The 26,972-nt window shown below is 36.6% G+C and carries 25 protein-coding genes; 16 read left to right on the forward strand and 9 right to left on the reverse strand.

All coding sequences use genetic code 11. The features are described from left to right. The 4 genes from FN817_RS02610 to FN817_RS02625 all read right to left on the reverse strand — a co-directional run bounded on the left by FN817_RS02610 (position 1) and on the right by FN817_RS02625 (position 4,526). The gene (locus FN817_RS02610) at positions 1-2,862 is read right to left on the reverse strand and encodes a heavy metal translocating P-type ATPase (protein WP_142716586.1); all 2,862 of its coding nucleotides are present in this window, start codon (positions 2,860-2,862) and stop codon (positions 1-3) included. Positions 2,863-3,062: 200 nt separating this feature from the next. After that, a complete protein-coding gene (locus FN817_RS02615) occupies positions 3,063-3,623 on the reverse strand; it encodes a helix-turn-helix domain-containing protein (protein ID WP_142716587.1) in 561 nt (186 codons plus the stop codon). Then, positions 3,620-4,015 (reverse strand): acyl-CoA thioesterase, encoded by a 396-nt coding sequence (locus tag FN817_RS02620; RefSeq protein ID WP_142716588.1) that lies wholly within the window; start codon positions 4,013-4,015, stop codon positions 3,620-3,622. Before FN817_RS02620 ends, FN817_RS02615 begins: the two co-directional genes overlap by 4 nt. Positions 4,016-4,112: 97 nt before the next feature. Further along, on the reverse strand, positions 4,113-4,526 hold the full coding sequence (locus FN817_RS02625; protein WP_142716589.1) for a DUF6157 family protein: 414 nt from the start codon (positions 4,524-4,526) through the stop codon (positions 4,113-4,115). A gap of 363 nt (positions 4,527-4,889) precedes the next feature. Here FN817_RS02625 and FN817_RS02630 point away from each other — a divergent pair, with 363 nt between their 5' ends. Beyond that, positions 4,890-5,255 carry an RNA recognition motif domain-containing protein gene (locus FN817_RS02630; protein ID WP_047384580.1) on the forward strand — a complete coding sequence of 122 codons (366 nt, stop codon included), beginning with the start codon at positions 4,890-4,892 and terminating at the stop codon, positions 5,253-5,255. Positions 5,256-5,393: 138 nt separating this feature from the next. Continuing rightward, complete coding sequence (locus tag FN817_RS02635) at positions 5,394-6,152, forward strand: hypothetical protein (protein WP_142716590.1); 759 nt, start codon at positions 5,394-5,396, stop codon at positions 6,150-6,152. Positions 6,153-6,209: 57 nt separating this feature from the next. Here FN817_RS02635 and FN817_RS02640 read toward each other — a convergent pair whose 3' ends face one another. Genes FN817_RS02640 through FN817_RS02650 form a run of 3 tightly spaced genes read right to left on the reverse strand, consistent with a single transcriptional unit; the run spans position 6,210 to position 9,109 of the window. Further along, on the reverse strand, positions 6,210-7,994 hold the full coding sequence (locus tag FN817_RS02640; RefSeq protein ID WP_142716591.1) for a DUF4153 domain-containing protein: 1,785 nt from the start codon (positions 7,992-7,994) through the stop codon (positions 6,210-6,212). Positions 7,995-8,018: 24 nt separating this feature from the next. Beyond that, complete coding sequence (locus FN817_RS02645) at positions 8,019-8,498, reverse strand: BlaI/MecI/CopY family transcriptional regulator (RefSeq protein ID WP_047422732.1); 480 nt, start codon at positions 8,496-8,498, stop codon at positions 8,019-8,021. An 8-nt stretch (positions 8,499-8,506) separates the two neighbouring features. Further along, positions 8,507-9,109: a phosphatase PAP2 family protein gene (locus FN817_RS02650; RefSeq protein ID WP_142716592.1), complete on the reverse strand. Its 603-nt coding sequence runs from the start codon at positions 9,107-9,109 to the stop codon at positions 8,507-8,509. Between the two features lie 486 nt (positions 9,110-9,595). On the opposite strand from FN817_RS02650, the gene pdhA reads away from it, so the two are divergent. From pdhA to FN817_RS02700, 10 genes are all read left to right on the forward strand, one after another. Next, positions 9,596-10,597: a pyruvate dehydrogenase (acetyl-transferring) E1 component subunit alpha gene (pdhA, locus tag FN817_RS02655; RefSeq protein ID WP_047422734.1), complete on the forward strand. Its 1,002-nt coding sequence runs from the start codon at positions 9,596-9,598 to the stop codon at positions 10,595-10,597. 86 nt (positions 10,598-10,683) lie between these two features. Further along, positions 10,684-12,279, forward strand: coding sequence for a pyruvate dehydrogenase complex dihydrolipoamide acetyltransferase (locus FN817_RS02660; protein ID WP_142716593.1), 1,596 nt, complete (start codon positions 10,684-10,686; stop codon positions 12,277-12,279). A gap of 328 nt (positions 12,280-12,607) precedes the next feature. Next, on the forward strand, positions 12,608-13,276 hold the full coding sequence (locus FN817_RS02665) for an ABC transporter ATP-binding protein (RefSeq protein WP_047422736.1): 669 nt from the start codon (positions 12,608-12,610) through the stop codon (positions 13,274-13,276). Positions 13,277-13,358: 82 nt separating this feature from the next. After that, positions 13,359-13,871, forward strand: a complete 513-nt coding sequence (locus FN817_RS02670; protein ID WP_228451450.1) for a murein L,D-transpeptidase catalytic domain-containing protein — start codon at positions 13,359-13,361, stop codon at positions 13,869-13,871. A gap of 17 nt (positions 13,872-13,888) precedes the next feature. Beyond that, complete coding sequence (gene radC, locus FN817_RS02675; protein WP_142716595.1) at positions 13,889-14,566, forward strand: RadC family protein; 678 nt, start codon at positions 13,889-13,891, stop codon at positions 14,564-14,566. Further along, positions 14,563-15,477: a hypothetical protein gene (locus tag FN817_RS02680; protein WP_142716596.1), complete on the forward strand. Its 915-nt coding sequence runs from the start codon at positions 14,563-14,565 to the stop codon at positions 15,475-15,477. Before radC ends, FN817_RS02680 begins: the two co-directional genes overlap by 4 nt. 74 nt (positions 15,478-15,551) lie before the next feature. Then, positions 15,552-16,484: a phytanoyl-CoA dioxygenase family protein gene (locus FN817_RS02685; protein WP_142716597.1), complete on the forward strand. Its 933-nt coding sequence runs from the start codon at positions 15,552-15,554 to the stop codon at positions 16,482-16,484. Positions 16,485-16,629: 145 nt separating this feature from the next. Further along, positions 16,630-17,751: a hypothetical protein gene (locus FN817_RS02690; RefSeq protein WP_167498801.1), complete on the forward strand. Its 1,122-nt coding sequence runs from the start codon at positions 16,630-16,632 to the stop codon at positions 17,749-17,751. A 24-nt stretch (positions 17,752-17,775) separates the two neighbouring features. Continuing rightward, on the forward strand, positions 17,776-18,288 hold the full coding sequence (locus FN817_RS02695; RefSeq protein ID WP_047375228.1) for a DUF7935 family protein: 513 nt from the start codon (positions 17,776-17,778) through the stop codon (positions 18,286-18,288). 17 nt (positions 18,289-18,305) lie between these two features. Then, on the forward strand, positions 18,306-18,917 hold the full coding sequence (locus FN817_RS02700) for an inorganic pyrophosphatase (protein WP_047422742.1): 612 nt from the start codon (positions 18,306-18,308) through the stop codon (positions 18,915-18,917). A gap of 82 nt (positions 18,918-18,999) precedes the next feature. Here FN817_RS02700 and FN817_RS02705 read toward each other — a convergent pair whose 3' ends face one another. Continuing rightward, positions 19,000-20,721: an amidohydrolase gene (locus FN817_RS02705; protein WP_142716599.1), complete on the reverse strand. Its 1,722-nt coding sequence runs from the start codon at positions 20,719-20,721 to the stop codon at positions 19,000-19,002. A 135-nt stretch (positions 20,722-20,856) separates the two neighbouring features. Here FN817_RS02705 and FN817_RS02710 point away from each other — a divergent pair, with 135 nt between their 5' ends. Beyond that, positions 20,857-23,583, forward strand: a complete 2,727-nt coding sequence (locus FN817_RS02710) for a sodium-translocating pyrophosphatase (protein WP_142716600.1) — start codon at positions 20,857-20,859, stop codon at positions 23,581-23,583. Positions 23,584-23,735: 152 nt separating this feature from the next. Here the strand turns inward: FN817_RS02710 and FN817_RS02715 are convergent, their stop codons facing one another. Beyond that, a complete protein-coding gene (locus tag FN817_RS02715) occupies positions 23,736-24,875 on the reverse strand; it encodes an aminotransferase class I/II-fold pyridoxal phosphate-dependent enzyme (RefSeq protein WP_142716601.1) in 1,140 nt (379 codons plus the stop codon). 160 nt (positions 24,876-25,035) lie between these two features. Here FN817_RS02715 and FN817_RS02720 point away from each other — a divergent pair, with 160 nt between their 5' ends. The 3 genes from FN817_RS02720 (at position 25,036) to FN817_RS02730 (ending at position 26,971) form a co-directional block, all read left to right on the forward strand. Further along, on the forward strand, positions 25,036-26,076 hold the full coding sequence (locus FN817_RS02720; protein WP_142716602.1) for a M28 family metallopeptidase: 1,041 nt from the start codon (positions 25,036-25,038) through the stop codon (positions 26,074-26,076). Positions 26,077-26,156: 80 nt separating this feature from the next. Continuing rightward, positions 26,157-26,606, forward strand: coding sequence for a GNAT family N-acetyltransferase (locus FN817_RS02725; RefSeq protein WP_228451451.1), 450 nt, complete (start codon positions 26,157-26,159; stop codon positions 26,604-26,606). Further along, positions 26,603-26,971: a VOC family protein gene (locus tag FN817_RS02730; protein WP_142716603.1), complete on the forward strand. Its 369-nt coding sequence runs from the start codon at positions 26,603-26,605 to the stop codon at positions 26,969-26,971. Before FN817_RS02725 ends, FN817_RS02730 begins: the two co-directional genes overlap by 4 nt. Position 26,972 lies beyond the last annotated feature (1 nt).

The following is a 26,972-nucleotide window of genomic DNA, read 5'->3' on the forward strand; positions in this document are numbered from 1 at the left end:
TTATTTTATGTCCAGATCCACGGAGTTTAGTCTCAATGAATTCAGAATCACAGACAGGGAACTGAAGCTCATTGCTGCAGCTGCAATCATCGGTGATAACAGAATTCCAAAGAATGGATACAATAATCCTGCCGCAACGGGAACTCCCAGTACATTATAGATGAACGCGAAGAACAGGTTTTCTTTAATGTTTTTGAGGAGCTTTTCACTTAACAGTTTCGCTTTTGCAACCCCCATAATATCTCCTTTTAACAAGGTAATCTCAGCACTTTCAATCGCAACATCTGTTCCTGTTCCCATGGCAATTCCAACATCAGATTGGGCAAGGGCAGGAGAGTCATTGATTCCGTCTCCGGTCATAGCAACGACCTTGCCTTGCTGCTGTAGTCTTTTTACCTCGTTCAGTTTATCTTCAGGAAGACAGTTGGCTTTGAAGTGTTTGATTCCTAACTCATCAGCTACAGCTTTGGCTGTATGCTCATTATCTCCGGTCATCATAATCACATCAATTCCTTCACTCATCAGCTGCTTAACCGCTTTTTTAGAGCTTTCCTTTATCTTATCAGTAAAACTGATGAAACCTAGCACCTGCTGATCCTGTGCGATATAAGAAATGGTATGTGCTTTTGATTGTACTTCTACAGCTTTTTGCTTTAAGCTTTCCGGAATAGCGATCTGATGCGAGGTTAACAAACTTTCGTTTCCTAAATAAGCTGTTTTGCCATTGATATTTCCTTTCACTCCTTTTCCTGAAATGTTTTCAAACTGATCTACTTTTTCAGAGGTTATACTTTCTTCTTTTGCTCTTTTTATAACAGCGTTGGAAAGTGGGTGTTCCGAGTTTTGATTCAAAGAAAAGGCCAGTTTTAAAATCTGATGCTGATCTCCGGTTGTTGTTTCAATATATTCTACTGATGGTTTCCCTTCTGTTAAAGTTCCTGTTTTATCTGTGATCAGAACATTTACTTTATTCATTTGTTCAAGAGCTTCAGCATTTTTGATCAGGATTCCGTTTTTGGCACCTTTCCCGATTCCTACCATTAAAGACATAGGAGTTGCCAGTCCCAGGGCACACGGACATGCTACAATTAAAACAGCAACAGCATTCACGAAAGCAAATAGTGTTCTTTTTCCTTCCGGGCCGAAAAACTGCCACAGGATAAAAGTAAGTACAGCAATAAGAATGACTACAGGAACAAAAACTTTTGAAACTTTGTCAGTAAGCTTCTGGATTGGCGCTTTGCTTCGGCTGGCTTCATTAACCATTTTAATGATTTGTGAAAGCAGGGTTTCGTCACCTACTTTTTCAGCCTTCATTATAAATACCTGATTACCGTTTATCGTTCCCGAAGACACTTTATCATCTACATTTTTTTCAACAGGAACAGGCTCACCTGTGATCATACTTTCGTCTACGATAGAATTTCCCTCGGTAATCTTTCCGTCCACAGGAATTTTTTCTCCCGGTTTTACTTTTAATAAATCTCCAATTTTCACCTGTGAAAGCAGCACTTTCTTTTCTTCACCGTTTACTATAAGGTTGGCTTCGTCCGGTGAAAGATTCATCAGTTCTTTGATGGCGTTACCTGTTTTTTTATGGGCAGCAGCTTCCATTAACTGGCCTAAAATAACAAGGGTTAAAATCACACAGACAGCTTCAAAATACAACGGGATTTCATGATTGTGTCCACGGATTTCATGTGGGACAATATCCGGGAATATTAAAGCTACAACACTGAAAATAAATGCAGCAGCCACGCCCAGCGCAATAAGGCTGAACATATTGAGATTCCAGGTTTTGAAAGAAACCCAGCCTCTCTTCAACAGGAACCATCCGGAATAAAACATCACCGGAAGAGTTAAAGCAAGTTCAATAAACCCCTGAACCTGGTGGGAAAAAGGAAAATTGATAAACATGCCACCCATTGACAGAATGAAAACGGGAATGGTAAATGCTAATGAAGTAATGAATTTCTTCTTTAATATATTGTATGTTTCATCCTCTTCATCCTCACCGCTGTCCGGCATTCTTACGAGATCCATTCCACAGATCGGGCAGTCTCCCGGTTCGTCACGGATGATTTCCGGATGCATAGGACATGTGTATTTTGCGGTTTTCTTTTCCGGATACTTTACCAGATCCATACCGCAGACAGGACATCCTACGTTGGAATCATAGGTTTTATCTCCTTCACAATACATCGGACAGTAATATCTGCCTGCCATTTCATCAGTTACTTTTGGAGCTTCGTGGGTATGGCTGTGATGATCATGATTATGAGCGTGGGAATGAGAGTGATGCTGATGTGAGCTTCCTTTTTGAACAAGCTCTTCAGTGATCGGCTCCAAATGCATATGGCAGACAGGGCAATCTCCTTTTTCATCATATACTTTATCTCCTTCGCAAAACATTGGACAATAGTGTTTTCCGATACTGTCTTTAAAGTTTTCGGGAAGGTTGGTTGCCGAAAAGGTGGGCTTATGATTGGGGTCTTTGGCTAACTTTTCTTCAATAGGTACAAGATACATCTTGCAGACAGGGCATCTTTCACCTTGTTTGAAATATACTTTATCTCCTTCGCATTCCATTGGACAATAGTATACTGAAGACGGAGATATACGGTCCTGAGGCTTTACAAAGGCTTTCTCAGGGTTATTCGGGTCTTCAAGTCTGTATTTTCCTATTTCTGCCAAAGCATCATTTAAAACTGAAAGTTGTACTCCATGATCGGAAGTAATGGTTGCGGTATTGTTTTCCAGATTGACATCGGCTTGAACACCCTCAACACTGTTCAGTTGATTTGAAATCTTTTTCTGGCAGCCGGAACAGGTCATTCCGAGTATTTTATACTGTTGTTCCATGATTCTTAAATTTATACTACAAATTTCCAAAATGGAAGTGTAAGGTTGTTATAAATTTAAGGATAATAGTTATAAAATTAGGCGAAGATTGGGGATGAGAGTTTGAGAGTATGAGAGTATGAGGGTTTGAGAGTATGAGGATTTCTGAGAAAGATAGGAATATTTAATTGCTTCACTCACAAACTCACAACACTCTTACTTTATAGATTGTCAAGCGCTTTGCGGTTGTGTTCTTTCAATTTTTTGAATTCAGTAGGGGTAAATCCGGTTGTATTCCTGAATTGGGAAGAAAGGTGCTGAACACTTTTATAGCCAAGCTTTCCGGCGATCTCGGTAAGATTGAATTCATTATAGAGAAGAAGTTCTTTTACTTTTTCAATTTTTTGAAGAATAAAGAACTGCTCTAAGGTGATATTTTCGTTTTGTGAAAATGTTTTTGAAAGTGAACTGTAATCCTTATGAAGTTTTGAACTTAAAAATTCTGAAAGCAGAAAGTCCTCAGCGATATCGAGGTCGCTGATCTTTATAATGATCAGGTTTTTGATTTTTTCAACAACCTGATGTGCAGAATCCATGATTCTTTCAAAACCTGTATCAAGCAGCTCTTTTTCGATGGCCTGCATCTTTTCAGAAGGAACTTCAGTTTCTGTTTCGGCTTCACCCAATAAAATGGCACTTGTTTTTACACCTGCATTATTGAAGATGTTTTCTACGGCCGCAATGCACCTGTTGCAGACCATGTTTTTTATGAAAATTTTCATAGACCGCTGTTTAACCTGTTTTTTACAAATTCAATCTGGGTTTTGCCATGAGGAGAGGGGGTGCCTTCCGCATCCAGGTTTACCATTACAATTTTTTCTACCGTAATAATGGTTTGGTGGGTCATCTTATTTCTTACATCACATCTTAAAGTAACAGAAGAAGACCCGAAATGAGTTGCCTCAATCCCTATTTCTATAATGTCACCCTGCTTGGCAGAACTTACGAAATTAATTTCTGAAATAAATTTGGTCACCACCTTTGTATTTTCCAATTGGATAATAGCATACAATGCTGCTTCTTCATCGATCCATTGAAGGAGTCTTCCTCCGAAAAGTGAGTGATTAGGATTTAAGTCTTCGGGCTTTACCCATTTTCTTGTATGGTAGTTCATATCATTTAATAATTTGCAGCACAAATTTAGTGTTAAAAGCTGATGTTTTCAAAAGAATAGCATTTATTGATCTGAAAATACTGATTCATTTTCTCAATCATTTTCTTTTGGAGCGCATCGCTTTTGTTTTTGTAACAGCGGAGTCATTCAAGAACGTTTGATATTCTTCGCTTTCTACGGGAATCATTGCTACTTTTCCTTCTGAATTATGATGAAATCCCAATCCATATTTCTTCGCTAGGGGAGAGCAACGGAGGCATGGCTGGCCTTTGGAAAAGAATTTTTCTCTTTCTTTCTGTTTTTCGTGTTCTGAAATATCATTTTTAATGGCATAGCACTCAAAAATAATATCATCTGATGAATATTGATAAGGTTTTTTTATCAGTATTTCGTATTGAAGACGGGCAATTGTTTTTTCTTTTTTCTCAGCAGGAATCTGAGCGTGGGAAACAGGGCAGTCTTCGGCTACTTCAATAAGGGTGTTGGTGTAATTAGTAGTATGCTGTTTCATTTTCTGACTTTAGTGGATGTTTATTAAATTCAGATAGTAGAGAGTTCTATAAATAGAATACTATCTTATGGATTATCAAAGTTATAGATGTTAAATATCTTTTTTATTTTAAAAAAATTAACTAATTTTATAATAATGAATTTATGTGTGTAAATAGCTGTAAATCAGTATATTTTATTATATTTAGACTGTTTTGGGTTTTAGAGATTCAACATAATGTGAGAAATATTAAAAAAAAGCTTTGATTTGAAATTTTTAATTGTATCTTGCATACGTTTATATTTGGAATCAATATTTGTTCATTAATTTATGTTGTTTTTCTTTTATATACCAAATTTTTATTAATTTTTTAATTTATTCAAAATGAACATTTTTGTTTCAAACATCAATTACGCAACTAAAGAGTATGAGTTGCACGATCTATTCGCAGAATTTGGTGATGTATCATCAGCTAAAATCGTTACAGACAGAGAAACTGGTCGTTCTAGAGGTTTCGGTTTCGTAGAGATGGGTGATGAAGAAGGACAGCAGGCTATTGAAGCTCTTAATCAAAAAGAATTCAACGGAAAAGCTCTAAACGTATCTGAGGCTAAGCCTAGAGAAGAAAAACCAAGAAGAAGCTTCGACAACAACCGTGGCGGAGGTTATGGTGGTGGTAACAACAACCGTGGCGGAGGCTATGGTGGTGGTAACAACAACCGTGGCGGAGGCGGCGGAAATCGTTGGTAAAAATATGAAGCGGCTTTTAAGCCGCTTTTTTTATGCAATTTAATTTCCAGTAAATCATTTGATTAGAGTTTTGTATGAAATGTTGAAGTGTTTTGGCATAATTTTAGAAAATTATCAATCAATCAAAAAGTAATTATAATGAAAAAACATTTATTAGCATTAATGATGGTGTTTGGCGGGTTGTTGATCAATGCACAAAGTATTTATGCAGGGCAGACGCTAAGACAGGATAAAAAATACTGGGCAGATAATAATGAGTATTATCTGATTTTCCAGAATGATGGAAACCTGGTTTTTTATAACAGATCCGGTTCTCCTGCATGGGAATCGAAAACAACCAACAGAGGAGTAAGAGCAATTTTTCAGGAAGATGGTAATCTGGTAGTATATTCACGTGGAAACGGAGTTGCTTTCAGTTCAAATACTGATGGTAAAGGAGCTGACAAATTATCCGTTCAGGATGATGGTAATCTTGTTATTTATAATGGATCTAATCCTTTATGGGCATCTAAAGGCGGTATCAGAAACAATAATGGCTGGGGTAATCGTGACCGCTACGGCAGCAAAGATTATGTGTCAACAGGCTACAGATTCCGAAAGGATGCAAAACTGTATTCTTCAGACGGCCGCTATTATCTGGTATTTCAGGATGATGGTAATCTTGTTTTGGCTAATAGAAACGGGAATGCTATCTGGGCTACAGCAACTGATAATAGAGGAAGCAAAGCTGAATTTCAGGGTGATGGAAATCTGGTAGTATATGATTCTTATAACAGAGCCGTTTGGAGTTCAAATACAGAGAACAGAGGTGCTACAAAACTTACCGTACAAAATGACGGAAACCTTGTGATCTACGGAAGAAATTCTCCATTATGGAGCTCCGGAACCAATAGATAAAACGTTTTTATATACAATAAAAAAGACTGCCGCAAGGACAGTCTTTTTTTTTGATCTTTATTTTAATCTTATCAGGATATACACATTCTCATAATAAATGCCGGCAAGCTCATTATCGGAATATTTCTCTTTTGTAATTTCACTGAAAATAAGCTTGACATGGTACTTACCCAAATCAGACTCCATTTCAATATCAGGAACTTTTACGGTGCCGTTTTTATTTTTGTTTTCTTCAAATAACTGAATGATTTGCGGCCCGAAATCTACTTCTTCTTTAGAATTCAACTTCAGTCTCAATGAGGATTTATCAGTCAGCTGATCGATAAGTTCAAACTGATCTTCATTCAGTTTCTGAGCGTCTCTGCTGTAACGGTGGAAAGAAAGTAAATACTGATAGTTTTCGATGTCTATAATTTGCTTTTCAGGAACAAGAACAATTCTGTTCAGTTCATAAGGCTTATTTTTAACAGTGATATTTACATCCGAAAATTTATTTTGAATAGTATAATTAATGCTATAAAATGTGCCCTTTTCAATGTTGTCAGATAATTCAGCCTGATCTTTTTGATTCAGGAGATTGGATAAAAACTCACCTTGTTTTCTCTCCGCCAGAAATTGAAATTTATCGGCAATTTCATTACGGACTGTATCTGTCACTTTTTTATTGAAATTTATTTTACCGGCACTGATTAACTGATTTTGATTTAAAATATTTATCAGTTCTGCCTTCTGGCTTCTCTTGGCAACACTGAAAGCATTAAAGTAAGGGAAGATTAAAGCGAAAGTTCCAAATAAAAATAAACTGACAGGAATAAACTTTATGGTTGCCTTTCTGCTGAAAATGAAGTAAACAACAATGCTGAGCAGCCAAAGGGCGAGAAGAAAAACGAAATACCTCGGTTCTGTATAGCCATACTCCAGAATTCTAGTGAAAATTGCTGTGAAAAGCAAGATAATCAAAGGAACAATAGTATAGTAAAATGCCTTTGAAAATATCTTAACCCATGATTTTGCATTTTCCTCTTTTAATGGGTGTACCAGAAGCAATGCCAGAATCCCAACAACGCTGTAAGCTAAAACAAGATAAGAAACCCAGCCTCTTGGAAGCTCCCAGTTGATCAGGATCTTAAAAGAATAGAAATAAAGAATTGCTACGTAAATAAGTAACAGCGGGATTAAGATAAACTGAGTGAAAAACTTTAAAACAACGGGGTATGTTCCATCTTTTTCAAGATTATTTAACCCTTTGTCATTAAATAAAAGGAAAATAAAACTGCTTCCGAAAATAGCCAGAACAAAAAACGTATCTGTATAAATTCTGTGATGAAAATGAAAATCAAAAAGTTTATCAACAGCTAAAATGGCCAATTCAACTCCGCCGGTCAAAACCCCTGTAAATACAAGAGTAAGAAAGAAATTGATAAAAAGATTTTTATTGTATTGCCAGAATCTGAGTTCTCTGTCTTTTTCAAGAAACGGAACAAACGAAACCAATAAGTGGGAGAGAAGAGCTGTAACTGCAATGATATAAGCATAGACCTCGGTAAAATTATTCTTTTTATCAGGTAGGATACAATAGAACCCAATGAGAAAAGCAACACCACATAATTGTAATAGCAATTCTTTTCCGACTCTTTGTGATGCCATTTTCAGAGCAAACATCAGTGAAATTCCAAGGCAGGCACAAATCGTAAACTTAATGTACTTTGTAGCTTCATCAAACTCTGTTTCAGCAATGCAGATGGCGCCGATTGCTGCTAACAAAGCCACTGCCAGAACCATCGGATAGCGGAAAATGACTTCATTAGCCCGGCTTAATGTTTCCCGGAATTTTGTTTTCATGATTTGGTGTTTTTGAGAGTAAGATTAATCTTTTTTCTTCTTTTTCTTTTTGTCCTTCTCTTTTCCTTTGGTCTTCTTCTCTTTTTTAGGACTTAAGATTTCTTCAGCAATTTCAAACTTTGGTTCTTCAACTTTTGCTGGTTTTATTTCGATTTTCAGATCAAAATGACCTTTCATATCTTCCTGGGAAATTAATTTTTCGCTTAATAAAAGCTCCAGAATTTCCTTCCCTGAATTATTAAAGAAGTTATGCGAAAGTTCTTTTAATAGGAATTTTTTATATCCTTCCAAAGGAACAAGCACGGTATATTTGAAAATTCTTCCTTCTTTTACGGTGGATAGATAGCCTTTCTCAACCAATATTTTCAAATAAGTGGAAACCGTATTCTGGTGAGGCTTAGGTTCCGGATGCTGCTCCATAACGTCCTTCAGATAGAAAGATTCCATTTTCCAAAACAGCTTCATAAAGTTTTCTTCTGCGGCAGTAAGATGATTTATTTTCATAGAGTATTCTAATGTTGAAATTGAATATTGCAATAAAGATAGATAAAAGATACCATAAAAGCTATTCCAGCTCCCATAAATACTTCTTTTACGGTGTGTCTTTTTAAAATAACGCGGGTAATCCCGACCAAAGCGGCAATTCCCAGCCATAGCAGACCCATTTTCCAGTCGAGGCTAAAAAATAACGCTGCTACAAATATATTGAATGCGGTATGCATCGAGCTTTTGATAAAAAGATTGCTGATCTGTAAGGCAAAAAGAAGGATTAAAATAAACAGCATGACAAGATCAACCGATCCGTTTCTGATGTAGTGGAAAACAAGATAAGCAATCACACACGCTGCAATAAATATGTACAGTGTTTTTCTCTGAACCCTGTTTGAAACATCCATATTAGTATATCTTCCTGTCTTCACATTCCATACCAGCCAAATGACAACCGGAATGATAATCATTGCTAATATGGGAATGAAGTACATCATAGAATCTTTAAGGGTATATTCCCTGATGCTCATATAGATGAAGAAAATGATCAGAGAGACCAGCGGATTGAAAAAATCAGAGATAACTTTTGAAATTTTGTGTAATAATGAAGACTGCTTTTCTTCCATAATCAAGTTTAAAAACCAAATATACCATTATCACCTTAAAAAACAAAGGACGGGAATGAGGTAAGATAAAGGATTCATTATCTTTTGTTTTTTAATTCAGTGAGTAGAATTAAGGTTATAATTTTAAGTTTTTAAATTTGGTTCAATAAAAAAACAGCTCTTGAAATAACCAAAAGATATATTAACAATAATTAAACAGGAAAGAAATAAGATTATAAAAAGTATAGAATTCTGATATCTCTGAATTACAAATTATTTCAGAAAAGCCATATGGATAGGCAGATTCCTGATGTATCAGGGGAAGAAAGTGTCAGATGAAATATTACTTTATGAGTCTTTCGAAGGGTCGAAAATTAAGAATAATCCATTCGGCCTGCAAATAGATTTTACAGAAAAAACGAAAAGTTATCTATGTATAGAATAAAAACAAAGTTTTTTTCATAATTTTGCTCAACTATTTCATCATAAAAAAGCAAGAGCTAACACATGAAAGAATTTTCTAAAGAGGTATACCTGAAGTGGTATGAAGATATGACAATGTGGAGAAGGTTTGAAGACAAATGCCGTTCTCTTTACCTAAAACAAAAGATCAGAGGATTTTTACATTTGTATAACGGTCAGGAAGCTATCCCTGCAGGATTCACACACGCAATGGATTTGACAAAGGATAGTATGATTACTGCTTACAGATGCCACATCCATCCAATGGCGATGGGAGTAGATCCTAAAAGAATCATGGCTGAACTTTGTGGTAAAGCTACAGGAACATCCGGAGGTATGGGTGGATCTATGCACATTTTCAGTAAAGAACACCGTTTTTACGGAGGACACGGTATCGTTGGAGGACAAATTCCTTTGGGAGCAGGGATTGCTTTTGCAGATAAATATTTCGACAGAAAAGCAGTGAACATCTGTTTCTTTGGAGATGGAGCTGCAAGACAAGGGTCTTTACATGAGACATTCAACATGGCAATGAACTGGAAACTTCCTGTAGTATTTGTGGTAGAAAACAACCAATATGCAATGGGAACCTCTGTAAAAAGAACTGCCAACCACGAAGATATCTATAAATTAGGATTAGGATACGAAATGCCTTGTCTTGCTGTAGATGCAATGGATCCTGTAAAAGTGGCTGAAGCTGCTTACGAGGCTATTGAAAGAGCAAGAAGAGGGGACGGACCTACATTCATTGAAGCAAGAACATACCGTTACAGAGGACACTCTATGTCTGATGCTGAGCCATACAGATCTAAAGAAGAAGTGGCTATTCATAAAAACGATGATCCAATTGAGCTTGTAAAACACAGAATTTTAGAAAACGGATGGGCTACGGAAGCAGAATTGGAAGCGATGGACAATAAATCAAGAGACTTCGTTGAGGAGTGTATTGAATTTATGGAAAATTCTCCATATCCAGAGGCTGAAAAAATCTATGAGTATGTATATGCTCAGGAAAATTATCCATTCCTAGACAAGTTAGAAAATTAATAATTAGATAATTTGAGAATTTGAAAATGAATCAGATTTTTTAATTCTCTCATCATCACATTAACAAATTATCATATTAGAAAATTATGGCAGAAGTAATTACGATGCCCCGCCTATCCGACACTATGACGGAAGGTAAAGTGGCAAAATGGCATAAAAAAGTAGGAGATAAAGTAAAAGAAGGAGATATTTTAGCGGAAATTGAAACTGACAAAGCCGTTCAGGATTTCGAATCTGAAATAGAAGGTACCCTTTTATACGTAGGCGTAGAAGAAGGAGGTGCTGCTGCTGTAGACTCTGTTTTGGCTATTATCGGGAATGAAGGGGAAGATATTTCAGGATTGACAGGTGGAGCTGCTGCTCCTGCTGCAGAAACTGAAGAAAAAAAATCAGAAGACCAGCCTAAAGCAGAAACGTCTGCCCCTGCTGCGGCAGAAGTTCCGGCTGGAGTAGAAATTATTACAATGCCAAGACTTTCTGATACCATGACAGAAGGTAAAGTAGCTAAATGGCACAAAAATGTAGGCGATACAGTAAAAGAAGGAGATCTTCTTGCTGAGATCGAAACAGATAAAGCGGTACAGGATTTCGAATCTGAATTCAATGGAGTATTGTTGAAGCAAGGTGTAGAAGAAGGTGGTGCTGCTCCGGTTGATTCAGTATTAGCAATCATTGGCCCTGCAGGAACAGATGTTTCCGCTGTAGGAGCTCCGAAAGCTGCAACTGCATCACCTGAAAAACCAGCTGAACAAAAGGCAGAAGCTAAAACAGAAGAAAAAGCAGCTCCTGCTGCAGACTCTTCATCTTCTGACAGAGTAGCAATCTCTCCACTGGCTAAGAAAATGGCTCAGGATAAAGGAGTTGATATCAACAGTGTTCAGGGATCTGGTGAAAACGGAAGAATCGTTAAAAAAGATATCGAAAATTATCAGCCGGCTGCGAAACCAGCTGCTTCAGCTCCGGCAGCAAGCGCTGCTCCTGTTGCAGTAAGCTTCGTACAGGGTGAAGATACAGAGACTCCAAACTCTCAGGTAAGAAATATTATTGCAAAACGTCTTTCTGAAAGTAAATTCTCTGCTCCTCATTACTATCTGATGGTTGAGATCAATATGGATAAAGCAATTGAAGCAAGAAAAGAAATCAATTCTTTACCTGATACCAAGATCTCTTTCAATGATATGATCATTAAAGCGACTGCAATTGCTTTAAGAAAACACCCTCAGGTGAATTCAAGCTGGGCAGGTGATAAGATCATCCACAGAGGAAATATCAATATTGGTGTAGCAGTAGCTATTCCTGACGGATTGGTTGTTCCTGTACTGAAAAATACAGATCAGATGACGTATACTCAGATTTCTGCATCCGTAAAAGATATGGCTTCAAGAGCTAAGAGCAAAGGTCTTAAGGCTAACGAAATGGAAGGATCTACATTCTCTATTTCTAACTTGGGAATGTTCGGAATCGAAACATTTACAAGTATTATCAACCAACCTAACTCTGCCATCCTTTCAGTAGGAGCAATTATCGAGAAACCAATCGTTAAAGATGGTCAGATCGTAGTTGGAAACACAATGAAACTTTCATTGGCATGTGACCACAGAGTGGTAGACGGTGCTACAGGTGCTCAATTCCTGCAAACATTAAGAACATATTTAGAAAGTCCATTAACATTGTTACTGTAATTTTCTGAAGTGAAAATAATAAAACCTCCCAGTCTAGTCCGGGAGGTTTTTTCGTTGTTATAAATCGCAAACAATGTCAATAGCAGCACAATATCTGCAATGTCCACAAACCTTATAAGTGTATGATAATATAAAAGCAATGAAATTGAATTTATACTACCAATATCTGATTCTCATAGTCATCAGAAACAAATTTTATAAAATTCATTAAAATATATTAGGCTTTTGAAATTATTAGAAGATTTTGATCATGATACCAATTTGAGAATTAAAAATTATCACCGTATTTTTTGATGGAATTTCAAAATCAAATTACTATTTTTGAATCATGATTAAAGCAAGAAATATCCATAAATCTTATGGGAATTTAGAAGTACTGAAAGGAGTTGATATTCACATCAAAATGGGCGAGGTGGTTTCTATTGTAGGAGAATCAGGAGCAGGTAAATCTACATTGCTGCAGATTTTAGGAACGCTGGATCATCCGAGCCAATCAAACAAATATGATACTGAAATTGAGATAGCAGGAGAATCATTTATTAATATGAATGACAAGCAGCTTTCAAAGTTCAGAAATCAGAATATCGGTTTTGTATTTCAGTTTCATCAGCTTCTTCCGGAGTTTACAGCACTGGAAAATGTATTGCTTCCAACAAAAATTGCCGGAGCCAATGAAAGAGAAGCTATTGAAAAAGCGTATGCTTTATTTGAAGATTTAAAGATAGAGCAGAGGCTGAATCATAAACCCAATCAGCTTTCAGGGGGAGAAGCGCAAAGGGTAGCTGTAGCAAGAGCTTTAATCAATTCACCCAAAATTATTTTTGCGGATGAGCCTACAGGAAACCTGGATTCCAAAAATGCGGATGATCTTCACAGGTTATTTTTTGATCTGAGAGATAAATACAACCAGACATTTGTCATTGTAACCCACAACCCGAATCTTGCAGAAATTACAGACCGCAAGCTCATCATGAAAGACGGAATGATCATAGAATAAAAGCATACAACACCAGATGATAAAACACTTTATTTTTCTTTTTATAATTTTAATTTCCTGTTCAAAAGCTGAATCCCAGCGGTTGAATTCACTGAATGTGCCCCAGGCGAAGATTTCAGAGATTAAAGATTACATCAAAGGAAAAGAGTATAACCAGGAGCTGGCTGTTTTTATCAACTTTAAAATACCTTCCGGGAAATACCGTTACTTCATCTATAACCTGAAAAATAATACAATAGTACAACAGGCTGTTGTATCCCATGGTTCGGGATCTGTCATTCCAAACTCAGATGCTTTACAATTCAGTAATATTGAAGGGTCTTATCAATCATCTCTGGGAAAATATGCCATAGGAGAAAGCTATATGGGAAAATTTGGTAAAGCTTACCGTTTAAAAGGTCTTGATTCTACCAACAGTAATGCCATGCAAAGGGCAATTGTCCTTCATTCCTACGAATGTATTCCGGATGTGGAATCCAGGACTCCGGCATGTTTAAGCTTAGGATGTCCGATGCTTTCTGTGAATGCTCTTAAAGAAACAGCAAAATATGTCGATCAGTCGACAAAGCCAGTGATCCTGTATGCATTTTATTAATCATAATCTCTTTTCCAATGGCTATAAAATTTCTTGCAGAAGATGACAGACCCAGAGAAAAGTTTTTGCAGAAAGGCAAAAGCTCACTTTCTGATTCTGAACTGTTAGCCATCATTATGGGAAGTGGAAATAAAGATGAAAATGTCATAGAGCTGGCAAGAAAAATCTTAAACTCTGTAGATAATAGCTGGCATCAGCTGAGCTTGCTTTCCGTTAAAGATCTGATGAAATTCAAAGGAATCGGAATCACAAAAGCGATTTCGATCATTTCAGCTTTAGAAATCGGGAAAAGAAGAACAGTACAGGAAATTCCTGAGAAAACTGTAATTGGTAACAGTAATGATGCCTATCTTATTCTTAAAAATCAGCTTTCGGACTTAAGAACAGAAGAGTTCTGGGCTATTTTCCTTAACAACAGTAATAAAGTGATTCATGTATCACAGCTTACACAAGGAGGAATCAGTCAGTCTATCGTAGATGTCAGAATTCTGTATAAAACAGCACTGGAACATTTTTCAACAGGCATTATCATTGCTCACAATCATCCTTCCGGCAGCTTAAAACCAAGCAGGGAAGATATTAGCATTACACAAAAAATAAAAGAAGCAGGAAACATATTAAGTATCCAGCTTCTGGACCATATTATTGTCACGCAGGATACCTATTTTAGTTTCTCGGACGCCGGATTACTATGATTAGAAGATTAAAATACCATGAAATTGATTTTGTAAAATATGCTCAATGTTTAGAAAACTCCGAACAAAGAAAATATTCTGCTACAAAAGATTTTTTAGATACAACTTCGACGATGCCGTGGGAAATTCTGGTTTATAAAGATTATGAGGCTGTGATGCCCGTACCTTTTGTAAGAAAATATGGGATGAAAATTGTTCACAACCCGAAACTTTGCCAGCAGCTCGGTGTTTTTTCCGCTAAAGATGATGTAAACCTTAATGAGGCTTTTTTAGAATATCTGGAAAAGAATTATATGATCAGAGCCTATCCGTTTAATGACGTAAACCAGCTTCGTACAAAGATCAGAATCAAGAAGAACTTTTTATTATATCCTGCACCTTACGAGAAAGTACGCAATAACTATTCTCCCAAGAGAAAAAGAAAGCTGCGTTTAGATGAGGACGTTTTAAAGGAATCAGAAATCAAAACCATTTCTTTTGACAAAGCAAAAACTTTTATAGAAGCCAATACGATAGGGCTGAGTAAAGACAACGACCTGCATGAATTCATGAGGATTTTTGAAACTTTTCACAAGCTGAATTATCTGAAATTCACTGCTTTTTATTACCAGCATAAAATTGTTAATGTAATTGCAACCTATTCGGACTGTAATATGGTGGCGCTTTTAGGTAATTTTAATGATAAAGAGTATGTCAGATTATCAGGTGCTTCCGTATTGATTGATCATATCATTAAAGAAAATATCGAAACCCATATTTTTGATTTTGAAGGAGGTGAATTACCCAATATTGAAGAGTTTTTCAGAGGCTTCCGCCCGGAATTGAGACCCTATGGAATTATTGAAAATTCAAAAAAGAATCTTTTTAAAAAATTAGGATATCTTATCATAAGAAGGAAATCATTTTTATGATGAAAAGCATTGTTTAGATTGGTTCTAATTAAGTAATATTCCGTAACTTTATAAAATCCTTAGTTAAAACAGTTATGTTACAACAGATTCGTCAGTACAAATTATCATATATGCTTTATAACTTATTTAAAAAGAGTAAATTAAAGCATAATATTCCATTGTATAAAAAATACGGAATCAATAAGAACTATTTTTCAAGTATTTCGAGTAAAGATTTTGCCCATCTTCCCGCCAGCAATAGAGGGGTGGATTATGCAAAACTGACAGAAACTCCTTTTTTCAAGAAGCTTACGGAAGAGAATAAAGAAAGTGCTCTTCAGTATGATGATAATGGTTACATGATTCTGAGAAATTTTCTGACTCCGGAAACGGCAGATCAGATCAATACTGAAATTGATAAGCTGATGGAAGATGGTACACTGAAATTTATTTATGGAGGAAAACTGATGTTTGCTATCCATCATTCAGAAATCATTAAAAATATCGGAAGTGACAAAGAATTGCTAGACTTTTTATCTGTTTTACTGGACGGGAAATCCAAACTTTTCCAAAGTATCAACTTCATCAACGGAAGCCAGCAAAAAACGCATTCAGATAGTATCCACATGACGACTTATCCTTTGGGAGGGTTGTTGGGAGTATGGATTGCATTGGAAGATGTGGATGAAAGCAACGGAGCTTTGCATTATATTCCCAAAAGCCATAAACTTCCTTATTTCCTGAATTCTGATTATGATAATGAAGGGACGGCCCTGAAAATAGGTAAGAAAAGCTATAGAGCCTATGAGACATTTCTTGAGGATAAGGTAAAAGAGCTTGGATTGAAAAAAGAAATTTTCAAGGCCAAAAAAGGAGATTTATTAATCTGGCATGCCAATATTCTTCATGGAGGAGAGCCGCATACGGATAAAAACAGAACGAGAAAAAGTCTTGTTTATCATTTCTTTGATGAAAATAGTGTGTGCTATCATGAAGTAACCCAAAGGCCGGCGCTTTTTGAACTTTAATACAGGTTTATCCTTTATTATAAAAGCTTTTCATAAGAATATAAGTTTAAATGATAGTTTTTTTACATTTGTATACTTATAATATCAACGTATGAAAAAAAGGGAAAATATTCTTGTTTTTATATTTTCAATCTATGTATGCTTTATGTCATACTACCTATATACCAACCATTATTACAATACGGATATGGAAGCTTATATGGGGCTGATTTATAAAACAGAATATCCCGATATGAAAATTGAAGAGATTCATCAGAAAGTATATGATGAATTACGGGAAAAGAATCCTGATTTTGCGGGATTAGGACCTGTAGATCCAATGGTGGAAGAAGTGTCGAAAGGGGAGAGTGCTTATTATAAAATATTGTCACAAAATCCTAAAGCTTATGAAGAAGAGTTGCAGCTTTTTGTGGTGAAACCTTTTTATAACTTCATCAATTGGTCATTCTTTAAATTGGGTTTTAGTGCGTCTGCTTCCAACTCTTTAATTTCAGTGATTTCTTACGCTTTAAGTCTTGTCCTGATTTTTAGTTTTCTGATAAAAATTCTGAAAAATTATCCTCTTGCTTTTATCATCACGATTTTAATTTCCCTGTTCAAACCTTTTCCGGAAGCAGCCAGACATGTCTCTGCAGATTCTTTATCATGCCTGATGTTGCTTTTGAGCTTCTATGTATTTTTATTTAGAAGAAATTTATTTCTTGCAGGTATCTTTGCTATGCTGTGCATTCTGACAAGACCGGAGTATTTTATTTTTTATTCTTTCCTGTATGGCCTTATTTATCTTTATAGAAACAGGCTTAAAGTGAAAACAGCTCCATTATTGATATCATACGGATATCTGTTTCTATCCTTCTTTTTAATACAGGCTTTTAACCAGGTTTCATGGTCTACACTCTTTATGAATCAGTTTATTAAAGTTCAGATCTATCCTGTGTCACAGCCTGATCCGTTTATCTTTTCAGATTATATTCATTTTATTAAAAGTAAAATAATGCTGGAGTTCAACGCTTCCTATTTTCCGGTTCTGTTGATCTTTATAATCATTATTCTGGCAAATAATTTTTCATTTTATAATAAAAAAAAACAGGCTCAGATCTTATTTTTTGCAATTATTTATGGAACGGTCATGATGAGATTCCTGGTTTTCCCGTCTTTAGCAAACAGGATGATGCTGGGCTTTTATCTTATAATTATGTTGGCATTAGTTTATATACAAAATTCTAAAGTGGATATCTTTAAAAACTCTTTAGAAGACGGAAAATAATTAGTAATTTTGCAGTCTAAAATTATGACGAGTCTCTCAGGATATCTACCGTATGCATTTGCATTGATTATTGCAATTCCTTTTCTGGTTTTGCTCAGACAATTTGTACACTCGTACATTACCCTTAAAAACCAGGAAATCAAACTACTCACCGTGAAATCTAATTCAGAGAATAAAGCACATTCTTACGAAAGAATGACTTTGTTTCTGGACAGAATGAAGCCATCAAATCTTATCCAGAGATTTGATAGAGAATTAGCCGTTCATGAGTTTATTTTCCTTACCGAAAAAACAATCAATGAAGAATTTGAATATAACTCCTCACAGCAGTTATACATCACAAAAAATTCATGGAAGAATATCGTAGACTCTAAAAATGCCATCATAGAACTGCTTCACAAAACCTATGACGGATTGAAAGGAGAGGTTCAGCTGGATGAATTCAAGACGATTTTCATCATGAACTATATGGAAGGCAACGATTATATTGTGGAAACAATAGAAGATTTAAGAAAAGAAATTTTAATAATAACTTAAAAAATAACAGATAAATAATGATTCCAAATTTTAAAGCACATCCATGGCACGGAATTTCTGCAGGAGAAGATGCGCCAAATGTTGTAAACGTATTTGTGGAAATTGTTCCTTCAGATACTATTAAATATGAAGTAGATAAAGAAACAGGATACTTAAAGGTAGACAGACCACAGAAATTTTCTAACATCATCCCTGCTTTATATGGTTTTGTTCCAAGAACATACTGTGATAATGAAGTGATGAAACTTGCTGTAGAAGCAGGAGCTACGGATGTTACAATGGGAGATCATGACCCTCTTGATATTTGTGTTTTAAGTTCTCACAATATCCATGCCGGAGGTTTATTGATGGAAGCTATTCCAATCGGAGGTTTCAAAATGATCGACGGAGGAGAAGCTGATGATAAAATTGTCGCAGTAATGATCAATGACCACGCTTTCGGACACTTCAGAGATATTGCTGAATTACCGGAAGCTGAAGTAAGAAGATTAATGCACTATTTCCTTACGTATAAAAACCTGCCAGATGAGCCTGCAAAATGTAGAATTCAGGAGGTTTACGGAGCTGAGCATGCTAGAAAAGTGATCAAAGCTTCTCAAACAGACTACGCAGATAAATTCGGAGGATAATATTTTCTTCCTAAAGGATACAAAAAAGCAGATGAAGATTCATCTGCTTTTTTTGTGGATATTTTGTTCTGCCTCAACAGATTTAGTTTCTTTTGTATACGGAATTTCCTTCTTTTATGGTTTCAAGAACTTGAATGTTTCTGAGATTTTCAGGACTTATCGTTAAAGGATTCTGATCCAGAATGACAAAGTCTGCCAGTTTACCTGCTTTAACAGACCCTTTTCTATCTTCTTCCTGCAATTGATAAGCTCCATTAATGGTAATTGCTTTTAAAGCTTCAATTATAGTAATTCTTTCATTGGGTCCTAAAATCATTCCTGAACGTGTTTTTCTATTCACGGCTGCATAGACAGCGGTAATCAAATCGGGTGGGGTAACCGGAGAATCATGATGGATGGTAAACGTAATTCCTGCTTTTAATGCCGAGTTGGCCGGACTTATAAAAGCAGCCCTTTCAGGACCAAAAACACTTGAGTAATGCCAATCTCCCCATAAATAGGTATGAGTAGAAAAGTAAGAGGGAATTACTCCTAATTCTTTTATTTTTTGAATATGATCGGGACGGCTGTTTTGTACATGAATTAACGTTGCCCGCAATTCCGGTTTGTAAATGTTTTCATCTTTTAACCTTTTAATAACCCGGATTGCCTGATCTATTGCAGCATCTCCATTCACATGAAGCTGTGCGGTGATATGGTTTTTGAAAAGTGTTTTCAGATCGTTATATAAAGTTTCATCCGTAAAAATGGGAAATCCTTTGTAGTCTTTAGACTGGCCTTCAGGTGGAACTAAATAAGGTTGAGTTAGCCAGGCCGTTTTTCCTTGTGGAGAACCATCATCAGAAAATTTGAACCCGGCCAGTTTCAGGCGATTTTCATATTTCATATACTTTGGTTTGAAGCGGCTGAAATCCTTTTTGAAATATTCATAATCGGGAAAGTAAACGACATCGGCTTTAAGAAGATGTTGAGACGCTGCTTTTTCTAACAGAGTTACACTTTCTCCCATCGTTCTCCCGTCACAGATAGTGGTCTGTCCATAGCTGAGCCATTCATCCTGGGCTTTCATCAGATTTTCCATCGCATGAGCCTGGGTGTCTTTGCCTTTATTCATTTTTTCCGTTAAGGTCAATAAAGCAGTGAAACTCGCGTTCTCTTCTAATTTCCCATTCAGTTTCCCTGTTTTCTTATCCCTTCCGATGTGTCCTCCTTCAGGATCTATTGATGATTCTGTTATTCCCAGAAGTTGTAGCATTGCACTGTTTGCTACGCTGGCATGCCCTGAGGCATGAATAACAATAACAGGATTGGTTTTACTGATGGCATCCAGTTCTGTTTTTGTAGGATGACGGTGTTCTGTCATAATCGCATCATCATAACCATTTCCGATAATTGGCTGCTTAGCTGTAATTTTATTCTCTTTAATGTAGTTCTTAACCGTAATCTGTAAATCTTTAATTGAATTCACGGTACCATAAGGTTCCGGAGATAGGTCTACAGCATCCATAGTCCCGGCTCTTGAAGTAAGATGCCCATGAACATCTATAAACCCGGGAAGAAGAGTTTTTCCATTGAGATTAATCATTTTGGTGGCGGGCTCTGAAAAACGCTCTGCATCCGATTTTGTTCCGGCAAAAAGTATTTTACCATCTTTAACTGCTACAGCTTCAACCTGGGGAGAAGCGTCCTCCATTGTTATAATGGGACCTCCAAAATAAAGTATCTCAGCTTTCTCTTGTGGAATCTTGTGATGGCAGCTGCTTATGCCTGCAGATAAAAAAAGAGTATATAGTATTCTTTTCATAAATAATTAATTCAAATCATGGTGAGAAACAAATTTATAAAATAATAGATTATTATTAGTGAATTTTATTATATGTTTATAATTTCATTATATTTATAAGACTAATCTCAATTTTTTAATATAAAATAATAAACTATGGATCTATTTGTGTTAGTGCCAATTTTTGGTGTCATAGCTTTGCTTTATACATTTCTTCAGAGCAACTGGGTCAATAAACAGAATGCCGGAAATGAAAAAATGAAAATAATCAGCGGTCATATTGCAGACGGTGCAATGGCTTTTCTAAAGGCTGAATATAAAATCTTAATGTACTTCGTGGTGGTAGTCGCCATTTTACTTGCCATAATGGGATCAAGCAATGCCAATTCACATTGGAGTATCGGTATTGCCTTTGCTGTAGGAGCGGTATTTTCCGCATTAGCAGGTTTTATCGGGATGAAAATTGCTACCAAAGCCAATGTCAGGACGGCAGAAGCCGCAAGAACTTCACTGTCGAAAGCGCTTAAAGTATCTTTTACAGGAGGTTCCGTTATGGGAATGGGGGTTGCCGGACTTGCTGTTTTAGGCTTAGGAGCATTATTTCTTATTATTAAGCAAATTTTTGCACCTGATGCCACAGTAGATTCCCACGAAATGGAAAAGACTATTGAAATTCTTACCGGATTTTCTCTTGGGGCAGAATCCATAGCACTTTTTGCAAGAGTAGGAGGAGGTATTTATACAAAAGCGGCAGATGTAGGTGCTGACCTTGTTGGAAAAGTTGAGGCAGGTATTCCTGAAGATGATCCCCGAAATCCTGCAACGATTGCTGATAACGTAGGAGATAACGTAGGAGATGTAGCAGGAATGGGAGCTGACCTTTTCGGGTCTTATGTTGCAACAGTTCTGGCAACCATGGTGTTAGGTAGAGAAACTATTTCTGATGACGCTTTCGGAGGTTTTGCTCCAATCCTTTTACCGATGCTGATTGCAGGAACAGGAATTATATTTTCAATGATCGGAACTTTATTTGTGAAAATTAATGACAATGAAGGCTCATCCACTTCCAGTGTACAGAATGCTTTAAACCTTGGAAACTGGGGCAGTATTGTTATTACAGCCATTTCATCCTACTTCCTGGTAACGTATATCCTTCCTGAAAAAATGGTTCTAAGAGGTCATGAATTTACTAAAATGGGAGTATTCGGAGCGATAATGGTAGGTTTGGTCGTAGGAACTTTAATGAGTATCATAACAGAATATTATACCGCAATGGGTAAAAGACCGGTTTCCAGTATTGTGAGACAGTCTTCTACAGGCCATGCAACTAATATTATCGGAGGGCTTTCCGTTGGTATGGAATCTACTTTACTTCCGATTATTGTGCTGGCAGGCGGAATCTATGGATCTTATCTGTGTGCCGGACTTTATGGTGTTGCTATTGCAGCAGCAGGAATGATGGCTACTACAGCGATGCAGCTGGCGATTGATGCCTTTGGGCCAATTGCTGATAATGCCGGCGGTATTGCCGAAATGAGTGAACTTCCTAAGGATGTACGTGAAAAAACAGATATCCTGGATGCTGTAGGAAATACAACTGCCGCTACCGGAAAAGGATTTGCCATTGCTTCAGCAGCTTTAACAGCATTAGCGTTATTTGCAGCTTTTGTTGGAATTGCAGGAATTGACGGAATTGATATTTACAGGGCAGATGTTCTGGCCGGTCTGTTTGTTGGCGGAATGATTCCGTTTATCTTTTCATCACTGGCAATCACTGCAGTTGGGCAGGCTGCCATGGCCATGGTAGAAGAAGTAAGAAGACAGTTCCGTGAAATTCCCGGAATCTTAGAAGGAAAAGCACAACCTGAATATGAAAAATGTGTTGCGATCTCCACAGATGCCTCCATCAGAAAAATGATGCTTCCTGGTGCTATAGCAATTATTTCCCCACTTTTGATCGGATTTATTTTCGGACCTGAAGTATTGGGTGGATTCTTGGCTGGTGCTACGGTGTGTGGTGTGTTGATGGGAATGTTTCAGAATAATGCAGGAGGTGCCTGGGATAATGCTAAAAAATCATTTGAAAAAGGAGTAGATATTAATGGACAGACCTATTACAAAGGTTCAGAGCCACATAAAGCATCTGTAACAGGTGATACCGTTGGAGATCCGTTTAAAGATACTTCCGGACCATCTATGAATATTCTGATCAAATTAATGTCTATCGTTTCTTTGGTAATTGCACCTACTTTAGCGGTTTTACATAAAGATAAAATAGAGGCCAACAGAAAAGCAAAAATAGAAAGTCTTACAGGGGTTACCAGTGCTGCAACAAGTGCAGATGCCAAAATAATTGCTGTAGTTCCGGGAGAGATTAAAGGGCATCTTAATGAAAACGGAGACTTTGTCTATGAAACAGGAAATGTTCAGAAAGTAAAACTGGAGGGAGGAAAAACGATCGCCATAGGAGATGGAAGTCAGCTGTACCAGCTTTATAATGTGGTAAAACAGAAAGATAAATCGGCTTTAGATCCTAATAAATGGTACACCATTGAAAACCTTTATTTTGAAACAGGCTCAAGCGATTTGAAAGCAGGATATGAACTCCAGCTGAATAATTTAGCTGAAATCTTAAATGCTTATCCCGATTTGAAGATAAAATTAGGCGGATACACAGACAACAGCGGTAATGAAGATAGTAATCTTAAATTATCCAATCTGAGAGCGCAGACTGCAAAACTTAAATTACTGGAGCTGGGTGTTGCTGCAGACAGAGTAGAAGCAGAAGGCTACGGATCACAGCATCCGGTATGTGAAGCCAATGACACCGATGAGTGTAAAGCGAAAAACAGAAGAATTGATGTAAGAGTTCTGGCTCTTTAAAATCATTACAATACAACAAAAGCACTGCCTTGGCGGTGCTTTTGTTATTGTATTTTGGGATAACATGAAAATTGAAATCAAATGAATAGATATCTACAATCATCTGTGGAAATCCGTGAAATCTGTGGGAAAAAACAAATCTGTGAGAAAAATCAAAGATTTCTTTTTAAATGTTCCAGAGCCTGGATAATCAGTTCATCTTTTTTAGCAAAACTAAACCTGACATAATCTGAATTCTGTCTTGAGTTGTAAAAAGCCGAAAGCGGAAGACAAGACACTTTTTTCTCAATCGTAAGCCATTTTGAAAATTCTACATCCGTCATTGTTGACGAAATATTCCTGAAATTAACCACCTGAAAAACACTTCCTTCTGCCTGGTGTTCTATCTGCAGGGGAGTTTCCTGAATCAACTGATTAAAAATATCCCTTTTATTCTGCATTATCTCTTTATTGATAGCCGGGTCGAATACATCCAGATACTTTGCGATGGCATATTGTGCCGGAGCACTGGCACTGTAAGAAATATACTGTTGATGGCACTGAAATCTTGTCGTTAAAGCTTCAGAAGCAAACATGTAACTCACTTTCCAGCCGGAAGTATGAAACATTTTGCCAAAGGAAAAAATGCAGAACGTCTTTTCCCTAAGCCCAGAATGAATAAAAGAACTGTAATGCTCAGCTTCATCATAGCAATACGTATCATATATTTCTTCAGAAATCAAATAAATATTACGGTCCTTGATCAGTTCATACAATTGGTTCCAGTCTTCTTTTTTCCATACTTTTCCGGTTGGGTTTTGGGGAGAGTTGACAATGACAGCTCTGGTTTTTTCAGTAATACAGTTTTTAAACAAATCCCAGTTGATGGTAAAATCGCCGTCAAGATCATAATAAACAGGAATTCCTCCATTCATTACAACAGCAGGTCCATAGGTGTAATAAGACGGCTGAATAATAATCACTTCATCATATTGATTTAAAATGGATTTGAGAGAAGTATATAAAGCAAAGGTTGCACATGGGACAATGGTTATTTCCTTAGTGGTAACAGGAATTTTGTTAGTCCGTTTTGCATTGAAACGGATGATACTTTCAATCAGGAGAGGATTGCCGGAAAGAGGTTCATAATGATAAGTCTCTTTTTCGGCAGCTTCTTTTAAAAATATTTTAAGGCGTTCATCAATATCAAAATCGGGAAGGCCCAGAGAAAGATCAAAGCTTCCGTGCCTGTTTGCCAGCTCGGACATTTCCGTAAAAAAGGAATAATGAGTAAATCCGTAAATTTTATCCACTTATTTTGTATTGTAATCAAATATAATAAAAAATTAACACCTCAATTGGCTTTGTGTTGAATTATTGTTAATTTTAGAATGAGTAACATACGATTCTGTGATTTTGATCCCTCATGTTGGGTTTCAATAAAATTTGTTATTTTTAAGAAATTTATTCTTTATGAAAAAAATACTTATTCCGTTACTGGCCATGGCTGTAATGACCAGTTGTGGAACGGCAAAAATGGCTGATGGAAATTCTTCACATCCTGTATCTACAAAGCACAGCAAGGCATTTAATAATGCATACAAGGTAATTAACGCTGAAGATTTAAAGAAAAATCTGTATGTTATTGCAGCAGATGATATGGAAGGGCGTGATACAGGAAGTAAAGGACAGAAGAAAGCGGGAGAGTATATGATTAATTACTATAAAAATCTAGGTATTGCCGGACCGAAAGCATTAGGTTCATACTATCAGAAAGTTCCATCTGATTTTATGAAAAAAAGAGGCGGAGGCAACCTGCCTGATTCTGAAAATATTCTGGCTTTTATAGAAGGAAGCGAAAAACCAGACGAGATTGTTGTAGTTTCTGCCCATTATGACCATGTAGGAACAAAAAATGGAGTGGTGTACAACGGAGCAGATGACGACGGAAGCGGAACTGTTGCCGTAATGGAAATTGCAAAAGCATTCCAGCAGGCAAAAAAAGCAGGAAAAGGACCTAAAAGATCTATCCTGTTTCTGCATGTTACAGGAGAAGAGCACGGGTTGTTTGGTTCAGAATACTATTCCGAAAATCCTGTTTTCCCATTGGCCAACACCGTTGTTGATCTTAATATTGATATGATAGGACGTGATGATCCTGCTAACAGAGGAAAGCAGTATGTATATGTCATAGGTTCTGAAATGTTAAGTTCTCAGCTTAAAGTAATCAATGAAGCAGCCAATAAGAGAACCAATAATCTTGAACTTAATTACAAGTATGATGATTTGAATGATCCTGAACAATTATATTACCGTTCAGATCACTATAATTTTGCCAAACATAATATTCCTGTAGCCTTCTTCTTTGATGGTATTCATGAAGATTATCATAAACCAGGCGATGATCCTGAAAAGATTGATTATCAACTATTGGAGAAAAGAACCCAGCTTATCTTTACGACAGCCTGGGATATTGCCAATAGGGAAGAGAGAATTGTGGTTGACAGAAAGTAATCAGATATCATCCTTGTCAAGGTTTTAAACCTTGACAAGGATTAAGAGTAAAAAGATTTAGCATTTTTCAACAAATTACCATGAATATAGTAATTCGGGAAGCAAGACCGGAAGATATTCCACAGATTCAGGTTGTAAGAAATTCGGTGAAAGAAAATACATTATCAGATCCGGGATTGGTTACAGATAAAGATTGTGAGGAATTTCTTTTTCAAAGAGGAAAAGGATGGGTAAGTGAGGTAAAAGGTCAGATTGTAGGCTTTTCTATTGCAGATCTGAAAGAGAACAATATCTGGGCTTTGTTTGTGCATCCTGATTTTGAAAACCGGGGAATCGGCAGAAAACTTCATGACATCATGCTCAACTGGTATTTTGAACAAAAGAAAGACGATCTGTGGCTTGGTACTTCTCCCGGAACGCGGGCTGAGAATTTCTACAGAAAATCTGGCTGGAAGGAAGCAGGAACCCATGGAAAAGGAGAGATCAAGTTTGAAATGACCTATGAATACTGGAAAAATAAAATAGTATGACACCGAAACTAAAATCCATCAGACCTTTTATAGGGGCACAGAATTTTGAGATCAGCAGAAACTTTTATAAGGATCTCGGATTTGAAGAAGTTGTTCTGGAGCCCAAACTTTCACTGTTTATATGGGAGGAAACAGGCTTTTACCTTCAGGATTATTATGCAAAAGAGTGGGTTGATAATACTATGATCTTTATGGAGGTAGCCAATACAGATGAATTCTGGGAAGAACTTTTATCTTTAAAGCTTACAGATATCTATGAAAATGTGAGACTTTCCCCTGTAAGAACTATGGAATGGGGAAAAGAGTGTTTTGTGCATGATCCTTCAGGGATTTTGTGGCATTTCGGTGAATTTTTTAAGGAATAAA

The sequence above is a fragment of the Chryseobacterium rhizoplanae genome (assembly GCF_900182655.1).
Taxonomy (GTDB): Bacteria; Bacteroidota; Bacteroidia; order Flavobacteriales; family Weeksellaceae; genus Chryseobacterium; species Chryseobacterium rhizoplanae.

What these genes read in the sequence shown, in the direction of transcription:
- FN817_RS02610 (WP_142716586.1), bottom strand. Translation starts at nt 2,862, where the DNA reads ATGGAACAACAGTATAAAATACTCGGAATGACCTGTTCCGGCTGCCAG.
- FN817_RS02615 (WP_142716587.1), bottom strand. Translation starts at nt 3,623, where the DNA reads ATGAAAATTTTCATAAAAAACATGGTCTGCAACAGGTGCATTGCGGCC.
- FN817_RS02620 (WP_142716588.1), bottom strand. Translation starts at nt 4,015, where the DNA reads ATGAACTACCATACAAGAAAATGGGTAAAGCCCGAAGACTTAAATCCT.
- FN817_RS02625 (WP_142716589.1), bottom strand. Translation starts at nt 4,526, where the DNA reads ATGAAACAGCATACTACTAATTACACCAACACCCTTATTGAAGTAGCC.
- FN817_RS02630 (WP_047384580.1), top strand. Translation starts at nt 4,890, where the DNA reads ATGAACATTTTTGTTTCAAACATCAATTACGCAACTAAAGAGTATGAG.
- FN817_RS02635 (WP_142716590.1), top strand. Translation starts at nt 5,394, where the DNA reads ATGAAAAAACATTTATTAGCATTAATGATGGTGTTTGGCGGGTTGTTG.
- FN817_RS02640 (WP_142716591.1), bottom strand. Translation starts at nt 7,994, where the DNA reads ATGAAAACAAAATTCCGGGAAACATTAAGCCGGGCTAATGAAGTCATT.
- FN817_RS02645 (WP_047422732.1), bottom strand. Translation starts at nt 8,498, where the DNA reads ATGAAAATAAATCATCTTACTGCCGCAGAAGAAAACTTTATGAAGCTG.
- FN817_RS02650 (WP_142716592.1), bottom strand. Translation starts at nt 9,109, where the DNA reads ATGGAAGAAAAGCAGTCTTCATTATTACACAAAATTTCAAAAGTTATC.
- pdhA (WP_047422734.1), top strand. Translation starts at nt 9,596, where the DNA reads ATGAAAGAATTTTCTAAAGAGGTATACCTGAAGTGGTATGAAGATATG.
- FN817_RS02660 (WP_142716593.1), top strand. Translation starts at nt 10,684, where the DNA reads ATGGCAGAAGTAATTACGATGCCCCGCCTATCCGACACTATGACGGAA.
- FN817_RS02665 (WP_047422736.1), top strand. Translation starts at nt 12,608, where the DNA reads ATGATTAAAGCAAGAAATATCCATAAATCTTATGGGAATTTAGAAGTA.
- radC (WP_142716595.1), top strand. Translation starts at nt 13,889, where the DNA reads ATGGCTATAAAATTTCTTGCAGAAGATGACAGACCCAGAGAAAAGTTT.
- FN817_RS02680 (WP_142716596.1), top strand. Translation starts at nt 14,563, where the DNA reads ATGATTAGAAGATTAAAATACCATGAAATTGATTTTGTAAAATATGCT.
- FN817_RS02685 (WP_142716597.1), top strand. Translation starts at nt 15,552, where the DNA reads ATGTTACAACAGATTCGTCAGTACAAATTATCATATATGCTTTATAAC.
- FN817_RS02690 (WP_167498801.1), top strand. Translation starts at nt 16,630, where the DNA reads ATGTCATACTACCTATATACCAACCATTATTACAATACGGATATGGAA.
- FN817_RS02695 (WP_047375228.1), top strand. Translation starts at nt 17,776, where the DNA reads ATGACGAGTCTCTCAGGATATCTACCGTATGCATTTGCATTGATTATT.
- FN817_RS02700 (WP_047422742.1), top strand. Translation starts at nt 18,306, where the DNA reads ATGATTCCAAATTTTAAAGCACATCCATGGCACGGAATTTCTGCAGGA.
- FN817_RS02705 (WP_142716599.1), bottom strand. Translation starts at nt 20,721, where the DNA reads ATGAAAAGAATACTATATACTCTTTTTTTATCTGCAGGCATAAGCAGC.
- FN817_RS02710 (WP_142716600.1), top strand. Translation starts at nt 20,857, where the DNA reads ATGGATCTATTTGTGTTAGTGCCAATTTTTGGTGTCATAGCTTTGCTT.
- FN817_RS02720 (WP_142716602.1), top strand. Translation starts at nt 25,036, where the DNA reads ATGAAAAAAATACTTATTCCGTTACTGGCCATGGCTGTAATGACCAGT.
- FN817_RS02725 (WP_228451451.1), top strand. Translation starts at nt 26,157, where the DNA reads ATGAATATAGTAATTCGGGAAGCAAGACCGGAAGATATTCCACAGATT.
- FN817_RS02730 (WP_142716603.1), top strand. Translation starts at nt 26,603, where the DNA reads ATGACACCGAAACTAAAATCCATCAGACCTTTTATAGGGGCACAGAAT.